The following is an 8,775-nucleotide window of genomic DNA, read 5'->3' as shown; positions in this document are numbered from 1 at the left end:
TAGGGCTTTGCCTTTTTGGTTGCAAAAAAGTAGATTATTATCAATGTTATTGATAGTGTTGCGAATCTCTAGCCAGTGTTTAAGAAGCTTTTCTATATGGTTTTTACGAATCATTGCCATGCGGTATTTATGACCTTTCCCTAGAATGTTTAACAGATAAATATCATTCTCTAAAACAATGTCTTTGATCCTTAGATTGAGTACTTCGCTCACACGCACTCCAGTATAAATGATTATTTTAATAATCGTGACCTTCAGTTCGACTTAAGTTGAATTTTAATTGTTGTCATTAAAGCACTTTTTTAAATTTTTGTCAAGACCCGTATTGCTAAATCTAAGAACATTTTGTTTTTGAATTCAATCAATTTAGTCTTATCTTTTTTGATCAGAGATTATTTTATATTGAATGATAAATCTATTGAAGTTTTGCTTTTAATTTTACTCTATTGAAGCTTGAGTAATTTTATGAATATGATTTTATATATTTAATTCAATTTTTTTATTCATCTTTGAGTTTTAAAATTGAAAAATTTTTGCTTTAAGTTCAAATCATTTTGATTTGAGAAATTGCTTTGAAAAAATTTAAAAGACCTTGACAGGTTTCAAACAGGTTTCAAAAAATAAAACGAATCTTAAAGTGCCTCAAAGTCCGTATTTTGATAAGAGATTCTACAAGCACCCTGCAAAGGGCATTACAAACAAAAATATATATTTTTTGTGTTATCCTGCACGATTTAAAGCCCCATATTATATTTAAGATTCAAAGACAAACAAATCTAGTCACAAAGCATAATAAGATTTTTTGAAAAAACTTAGCTTAGTGCTACAGTGAAAATCCAAACCAAAACTATAAACCAAACGACAAAATATTTTTGTGAATTTCTACTCTATGGATTGAAATATTTTTTCAAGATTGATTGTAAATTTTTCATCTCTTTGTATAGCAAAATCATTAGAGACTTTTTAAAATTTTTTATAGAAAAAATCCTTCAAGCTTCTCTTGAAATTTTATTATCAATCTTAGAATTTTACAATTAAAACAATTAGAGGAAATCTATTTCCACTAATTAATATTTATATAAGGGAATAAGAAGAGATTGATAAGTATTTTAATAGATCTTAAGGGATTTTATAAGATATCAAAGAAAATATTTTTATTGATTACGCTTGTAATTTGATTTTGATTTTAAAATCTCAATAATTTTTATAAATGAGCTAAAAACTAAAATCATCAATTTGATTCATTATCACTTTATTTTTTTGATAGAATCAATAAAATTGATTGAAATCTATTTCCAATAATTAATCTTTATATAAGGGAATAAGAAGAGATCGATAATGTTTTAATAGATGAAGAAGAAGATACAATGGCAGTTATTAGAAGAATACCTTTAAATTATAAAGATGATGAACCTTTGTTTGAATTTGAACCTATCAAGAGGATTAAGGCTTTCAATGAATATGCCAATAATTCAAATTATTCTTTTGTGCTTTTTAAAAAACTTAAGAATTACAACCTACTGAATGACTCTTCGCATTCCAAAGATGATCGTAAAAACATTGTTATCAAAAATATTGGAAACTTAGATCAAAAACATTTAAGAAATGCTCTAGATTATGTTTTGAGAAATTCTGAAGATAAAATTGCTATCAATGAAGATTTTGAGTTTAAAACCTACAAAGAAGTCTTGCTGGATTGGGAGGAGGATTTTAGCAATAATGAATCCACAAAAGAAGCAATGCATTTAGTATTTTCTTTAAAAGAACCTCATTCAAAAATAATAATGGAAATCTTAAAAAAATCAGTATATGAGACAATGAGAAATAACTTTAGGGAGTATCAATTCGTTCTAATTCCTCATTCTCATCAAAATAATCCCCATATTCATTGTATTGTCAATAAAACCAATACCTGGACTAGGAACAAACTACGTTTTGCTAAAAAAAGTGATTGTAGAGAATTTTTCTTCAAACTCAAAGAAGATTTTAAAAATGAAGTTTATTGTAATAGTGGCGGCAAATTAGATTATAAAAATGATGTCAGATTAAAATTTGATCATCTTTTGAAAGAATTTGACACCATCAATGAACAATCCAAAAAATTCAATCATCGAGGCTTTTATTCTCAAAGTCTTAAGGATTTAAATAAACACCATTTTAGGGTCAAAAATAATATTGTAAATTTAGAATTAAAAGTAATCAAGCTTTATAAAAGTCAAAATAATATTGGATTGAATTCCCTTGAGATAAAAAATAAAATTCAAATATTACAAAATAGAATTATCAAAAATAATCAAAAATTAAAAGAGATTGAGGATAATATGAAAAAATTATTAGATTGGGATCAAAATTTCAATAATTTTACAAAATCTTTCAATCTTTTTGAAAAAAAGAAGATCTTATATGATTCTATTGTCAAAATGAAGCCTTACGCTTCAAAAACGCTTTTTGCAAATCTCAATTTATTGGAAAAACACCTTAAGCAAGAAAAAAATTACATTCAAGAAGGATTAGATGATATTTATAAGGGCTTTGATAAAAATATATTTTTGAATGAAAAGTCCAATATGTTTGCTTTGAATAAAAAATACAGACAATTAAAAAATTATGGCCGTATGCTAAAAGAGATTGAAAACTCTAACTCTAATGAAGCTATTTCTAAAGCTCAAATAAAAGAGAAAGAGGTTTTAGATCTGATGAATTCTAGAATTAAAAGATTATTAGGGATTTATAAAAGTATTCATAGGGAGGCTAAAGAACAAGAAAAGAAACTTCAGACTTTTGATCAATACCCACTAAAAGAGGTCGATGAAATGCTAGAACTAGCCTCTAAACACCTAAGGAATCTCAAGGCTTTAAATTTTATGGGTAAAGAACTGCTTTTGGCTAAAAAAATTCTCAAAGATACGGAGGAGCTTAAAGAAATCAACCAAAATACTCATAGGATCACTACAAGAATCAAAGAAATTCAAAAGATTACCCAGAATATGTCAAAAGATTGAATACAAAAGTAGTAAAAAAAGAGAGAAAGTTTTAAGTCAAAAATACAAACATCTATCTCTTTTTGCTTTTTGAATACTCTTCGCAGCTTTGTATTGGTGTATGTTTTTTGTTTCGAAAAGTTTCTTTGTGCTCAAAGGGAATGTCTTTATCAACTCCAATTCCTTGCCATCTGAGTAAATCTTTTTGAATTTTTTCATAGCCTTTCATAAAAAAATCTTTATAAGGAGCATAATCGCCAGTATGATAATACTGCACCAGTGCTTCACGATATTGTGAGTAAATCTTTTTATCATAGCTAGTAATGATAAAAGGCATAATTCCATCGTTTTTAAAAGAAATAAATTGCATCGTCCTAGCAGTTCTTTTGTTGCCATCTTCAAAGTATTGCAAATAAGCTAGATTGTGATGAAGGTATATGGCTTTATTGAAAGGATCACTCATTGTTTGATAAATTTTGAACACATAATCTAGTTCGGCATTCAATCTCTCTCCTGTTGATAGTGGAATGTATTCACTCCCTCTTATTTGGATATTTTTATCTCTCATTGATCCAAGATTTTGTTTTTGCACCAAATCTTTGGCAATGATACTATGAATTTCTTTGAGAGTATTTTTATTGATAGGGTAATCCATCACTAAAATATTTTTATAAACTTCTTGAAGATTTAAAATCATCAGTGCATCGGTATATTTTTTACCTGCAGCAGTGATGCCAAGCTCTAATAAATCAAGTGTTTCAAAGCGATCATAAGTATTCCCTTCAATCTGAGAACTTGAATAGATAAAATCAAATCCATAGCCCTCTAACAAGCCCTTATCTCCAGTAGAATTTAAAAATATCTCTAATGGCATATCTTCTTTCATCTTGTGAAGCAATTTGAGTTCTTTTTCATTCCAAATGTTGGTTTTATCTAGAAACTTTGGATTGTAATCCATCTATATCCTTTCTAATTCTCTAACTTTTTAATTTTATCGAGTAATTTTTCTTTCATCTCCAGTTTTCTCTGATTGATGCTGTTACTAATGGCATTTTGAATGAAAGAGCTTTTAGTTTCTCCAAAATCTCCAAAATCTTCTAGGAATTCTTCAAGCTCTGCAATGATCTTTTTTTTAAGCGAGATTGTATAATTCTTTTTTTCATCTTTTTCTTCCTGGTTATGATCTTTAAGATCCGATTTTATGGGTTTTTGAAGATTTAATTTTTCATCAAATCTTGCTGAGAGCTCATCAATTTTTTGCAGTTGAAAACCTTCTTCATTTTGGTTTGGTTTTGATTTTTTAAATTGCATTGCAGGCATTTTTTGTCCTTTTTGATTTATCCAATTTTGAGGGATTGGGTCGTTTTTTCTTTGAAAAACTTCTCGTAAATTTCTTGATAGAATTTGCAAAATTCCTTCTTGGCTTTTTCATCATTGTATTCAAAAATGCTGAATCCATCTGATACGCATCTTTTCAAGGAGATTCTTTCTGAAATAATGGTCTCAAGTAGTTCTATATCAAAAGACTCTTTATTTTCCAAAATAAATTCTCTCATCGCCTCTTTCTCGCGTAAATATTTAACAGGTGGAATTCGATTCATGACAACGCAAGCTTTTAGATTTTCATTAATACTTTCAATTTCTCCTACTCTTTTAAACATTTCATTTAAAACAGCAACATCTAATTGAGAAGGCGTACTTGGAATAATAACTAGATCAGAAATAAGCATCGCTTTTCTACTTTCCAAGCTATCTTCACCCTTTGTGTCAATGATGATATTTTGATATTTTGGAATCATTTGTTTGATGGTATCTGTGATATTGCCCGTTCGATTGAATAAACTGAAGCATTTTATATTTTTATCAACTCTTATATTGACAAAAGTTTCTATGCTTCTTTGCACATCAGTATCCAAAACCACCACGTCTTGATTTTCTAGCAACAATTTTGTAGCAAGATTCAAACAAAGAGTACTTTTACCCGATCCACCTTTTTGGTTGGCAATCGTTATGATCATTGGTTTTCCTTATTTTATTGATTTTGAAATTTTAAGAATTTCATCAAATAAAAAATATTTTTGTTTTTCCTCTAACATTTTTTTATTTTTTTCTCTAATACTTTTAAATTCATTTCTAAATTTTTTAGAAGGTTCTGCTTCTTTCAAAAAATTTTCGTATTCTTCTGCCCAATTTTGCAGAAACTCTTTGGGAGATTCTTTTTTAAATTGTTCCATTTGATGCACATAACTTAGCAGCAAGAATGCACTCTTAAGAGCTTTATTATGCTCAAATTCAACGATATTGTTCTCTAAATCAATTTTTGTCATTACATTTCCTTACAATAATTATAAGTATGTATAATACAATATAATAGTTAATATAGAATAATGTTATTACAAATAAATATAATAATTGTAAATATTTGTAATTATTATATTTGAATATAAATATTCATAATTAATATATTTATTATAATGAAATGTAGCTATTATGAATCGTTGCAATAATTACAAATAAATGTATTAATTGTATTGCATTGATTATGCAATCAATACAAATACGCATAATAGAATATTTCAAAATAAATTTAAGACTTGTTCAGAAAAATTTATAGTGGCGTGTACATAAATTCTAGTGGTTTCAATACTGCTATGTCCTAATAGATTTTGGGTAAGAATAATATCTTTAGTGTTCTGATATATATAGCTTGCAAAAGAATGTCTCAACATATGAAGACCAGCTATTTCTTTTTTGTCTATTAAATTTAATACCCTCAGCGTTTTAATAAGAAAACCTCTTGTTGTGTTGCTTCCAGCTTGCAATGGATTAAAAAATAGGTATTCTCTATTATATTTTCTTTTTTTTAAATCACAAGTAAGCCACTCTATAAGATATTTTTCAATATCTTCTTTTTTGAATGCCACCATTCTCTCTTTATTGCCTTTGCCTGTGATTTTGATTGAATAGTATTCTTTGCCGTTTTTGTCTTTAACGATATTAAGATCAGAAAGTTTTAAATTTCTAACTTCTGCACTTCTCATGCCGCTAAGCGAAATCATAAGCAGGATTAGACGATTTTTTTTATCATTATCTTTTTTAAAATCACGATTTTTTAGATAATCAATCAAGATTAAGAATTTGGATTCAGATAAAAATTTTGGTAAGACTTTTTCTTTATTGAAACTCATATTTCTCAGATAAAAATCAAAACTATACCCTCGTTTCTTGTCTAAAAAACGAAAAAATTCTCCCAAAACTACTTTGTAAAGCATAACGCTTGAAGATTTGTATGAGAGACTCATTTCACAAAGAAAATTTATTAATTGTTCTTCTGTTAAAAGACTTAATTTTGAAATATCCAAACTATCAGAATTTTTTATCAAATAAAAAAAGAATTTCTCTATGATATAGAAGTTAGAAATTGATATCATACCTATATTTTTAAGTTTCATTCTTATTGTTTTTAGTTCTTCTATGTCATTCACTTGCAAAATTTTACTCTGAATTTTTTTGAAATATTCAATATCCTTAATTGAATATTTTGAGAGGATTTTAGTTTTAAAATCATAGAAGTGTTTAATCCCCTCTAAAAACTCTTTAGCCAATCCCGCATTAACTAACTCCATATTCTGTTTTACACTCATTCCATTATCCTTTAAATATTATTATTAAACTATATTAATAATTTAATAATAGAATTATAGTATAAAAATTAAATTTTTAATTTATTAATTTAGAGAGATTTAATTGCTTTATGTTTTTGTATTTGATTGAATCTTTCTTTAAGATCATCTTTAAGTGGTTTTAACCCATCAATCTTTCTGAGTTTTTCTAAGATGGTTTTTCTTTTTTGGGTACTTGGATATCTTCTATAATCAAGACATAGTTTTTCTAGATAATCTTCAAAACTTTTAGTATTTAATTGGCTTAGTTGTGTGATTTGTCTCAACTTTAAATCATCATTCACATCTTTAGCAAAAGGCTTGTAAGTAGAAATTCCTTTTTTCATTTTTTGCAAAACAAGATCTTGTATAAAATTCGTGAATCTGAGTCCATCTTTATCATTATCAAAACAAGTAATCACCTTAGCTTCCTTGCAAAGCTCAAATAGTTTATTTAAAGTGGGTTTTATGCCTTCTTGAAAATTTCCTGCTGTGGAAACAAGAATTGTTTCATTGGCACTGTAATGACTGTTGTAGATTTGCATAAAACTTAAAAGATCAACAATGGACTCTCCAAATACAATTTGTTTGATTTGACCGGATTCTTTATTGATGTTTAAAATCTCAAGGCATTTTTCTCCGTGATGAATGTTTTTTAGTGGCTTATCTCTTAAATTCCCTTCTTTGTCTTTATATAAGGGAATAGAAAGTCTTTGAGTGTACCCACATATAGTGATTATTTTTTCTTCAATGAGCTTATAGTGGGGAAAACAAATATTGCCATAGTTATCTTGTTTGAAACAATCAAGATAAGGTTCTATGGTTGAATCATAAATACCTTTATTTAGAAAAAATTGATTTTTTTTGGGATTGTATTGATTGAGAGTGTGGTATTCATCAATATGTTTTTTCTCTCTTGTAAAATATTTGGGAATATCAACATTTTTATTTTCTTCATTATGGAAATTGTGAATGATTGTTTTAACATCAAGTTTTCTATTTTTGCAAAAATTAATGATGTTGCCACGATCATTGCTCCCATCAGCATTGAAATACAGATAATGATCGCCCTTTTTAGTGATGACAATGTGTTCATCCCCATTATTTAGCACAGGATTACTTCTTGAACTTTTATCTTTATTGAGAATAAAGCCATTGCACAACAAAACCTCATGTAAAGGCAATAGGGTTAAATCTTCAAAATATCTAGGTGGCTCTGATACTTTTAATTTTTCTGGCACTCCTGATAATGCTTCTGATAACGGGCTTGGAGCTGTTTGCTTTCTTCTAAGAGATTGTCTCTGATTGTTAAAACCTCCTGATCGCTTAAGGATAAATTCGGTACTACATCCGTCTTGAAATGTTCTATCTTTTTCTCCCAATTGTCGTGATCTGCTTGAATTTGAATCAACATCTCGTGCCTCTTCAATCTCTCCTGCTTTTCTTTCTCGCAATGAGCTTCCCACTCTTCTAAGGTATAGGTCGGCATATTCGTTAAGTCTATCTGAGAGAGGTCTATCTGTGGTGTTTTCATCTATAATCTCCTGTAATTTATTCCCATAAGTGAATTTCCCTATGGGGTCTTTGTTATCACAAACAATCAAGCAAAAATCGTTCTTATCATTAATGATATCATAACCTGTTAAAATAGATATTTCAATGATGGCTTTGTCTATTTTTTCCATAATAGAAGGTAATTCCATTATCGCTAATTGCTCTTTGAGAATACTCCTAAAATCTTTCATCTACTCACCTCTTCATAGCCCTCATAGAAACTTCAGGAATTTTGTTTTGAGGTTTTGATTTGCTTTTTGTTTTCTCTATTTTAGTTTGAGTTATCTCTTTGATATCTTTTATTTCAATTGGTATGTTAAGGGTAGATTTAATAGTATTTTCCACTTCTTTACTTAGTAAATTGCTATTGATAAGGTTATAACGCATTCCTTTTTCTAGCATATCCTTGTGTTCTTTTGTAAGCCTAGTAGGTTCTTTAGTATAAAGATTAACTAAGGTTTGCATTTCATTTTCACTCATATTGTTTTTACAATAATCTAAAAAATCCTTCTTGAATTCATCTTTGGAAATTGCCATATTTTGATTTTCAATGCGTTTTTTCTCAAAAAAATCTAGCA

Annotated in this window: 8 protein-coding genes and 1 pseudogene; 1 reads left to right on the top strand and 8 read right to left on the bottom strand. The window is 28.0% G+C overall.

The annotated features are described in order from the left end of the window. On the bottom strand, window positions 1–237 hold a 237-nt coding region (locus BKH42_RS08640; RefSeq protein WP_343286871.1), incomplete at its 3' end, for a tyrosine-type recombinase/integrase. Window positions 238–1,367: 1,130 nt separating this feature from the next. Between BKH42_RS08640 and BKH42_RS08630 the strand changes: the two genes are divergently transcribed. Continuing rightward, window positions 1,368–3,002 carry a relaxase/mobilization nuclease domain-containing protein gene (locus BKH42_RS08630; protein ID WP_095296208.1) on the top strand — a complete coding sequence of 545 codons (1,635 nt, stop codon included), beginning with the start codon at window positions 1,368–1,370 and terminating at the stop codon, window positions 3,000–3,002. Window positions 3,003–3,054: 52 nt separating this feature from the next. On the opposite strand, the gene BKH42_RS08625 is transcribed toward BKH42_RS08630, so the two are convergent. The 7 genes and pseudogenes from BKH42_RS08625 to BKH42_RS09575 form a co-directional block, all read right to left on the bottom strand. Next, window positions 3,055–3,939, bottom strand: a complete 885-nt coding sequence (locus BKH42_RS08625) for a Fic family protein (protein ID WP_095296207.1) — start codon at window positions 3,937–3,939, stop codon at window positions 3,055–3,057. Between the two features lie 11 nt (window positions 3,940–3,950). Next, window positions 3,951–4,301 carry a hypothetical protein gene (locus BKH42_RS08620; protein WP_095296206.1) on the bottom strand — a complete coding sequence of 117 codons (351 nt, stop codon included), beginning with the start codon at window positions 4,299–4,301 and terminating at the stop codon, window positions 3,951–3,953. A 17-nt stretch (window positions 4,302–4,318) separates the two neighbouring features. Next, on the bottom strand, window positions 4,319–4,999 hold the full coding sequence (locus BKH42_RS08615; RefSeq protein WP_095296205.1) for a ParA family protein: 681 nt from the start codon (window positions 4,997–4,999) through the stop codon (window positions 4,319–4,321). Window positions 5,000–5,008: 9 nt separating this feature from the next. Continuing rightward, window positions 5,009–5,308 (bottom strand): hypothetical protein, encoded by a 300-nt coding sequence (locus tag BKH42_RS08610; RefSeq protein WP_095296204.1) that lies wholly within the window; start codon window positions 5,306–5,308, stop codon window positions 5,009–5,011. Window positions 5,309–5,557: 249 nt separating this feature from the next. After that, window positions 5,558–6,625 carry a tyrosine-type recombinase/integrase gene (locus BKH42_RS08605; RefSeq protein ID WP_095296203.1) on the bottom strand — a complete coding sequence of 356 codons (1,068 nt, stop codon included), beginning with the start codon at window positions 6,623–6,625 and terminating at the stop codon, window positions 5,558–5,560. Between the two features lie 89 nt (window positions 6,626–6,714). After that, window positions 6,715–8,388, bottom strand: a complete 1,674-nt coding sequence (locus BKH42_RS08600; RefSeq protein WP_095296202.1) for a toprim domain-containing protein — start codon at window positions 8,386–8,388, stop codon at window positions 6,715–6,717. 4 nt (window positions 8,389–8,392) lie between these two features. Continuing rightward, a pseudogene (locus tag BKH42_RS09575) lies at window positions 8,393–8,775 on the bottom strand (hypothetical protein); the annotation flags it as partial.

It is taken from the genome of Helicobacter sp. 13S00482-2 (assembly GCF_002272795.1).
Lineage (GTDB): Bacteria > Campylobacterota > Campylobacteria > Campylobacterales > Helicobacteraceae > Helicobacter_J.
This window is presented reverse-complemented; position numbering and strand designations above follow the sequence as displayed.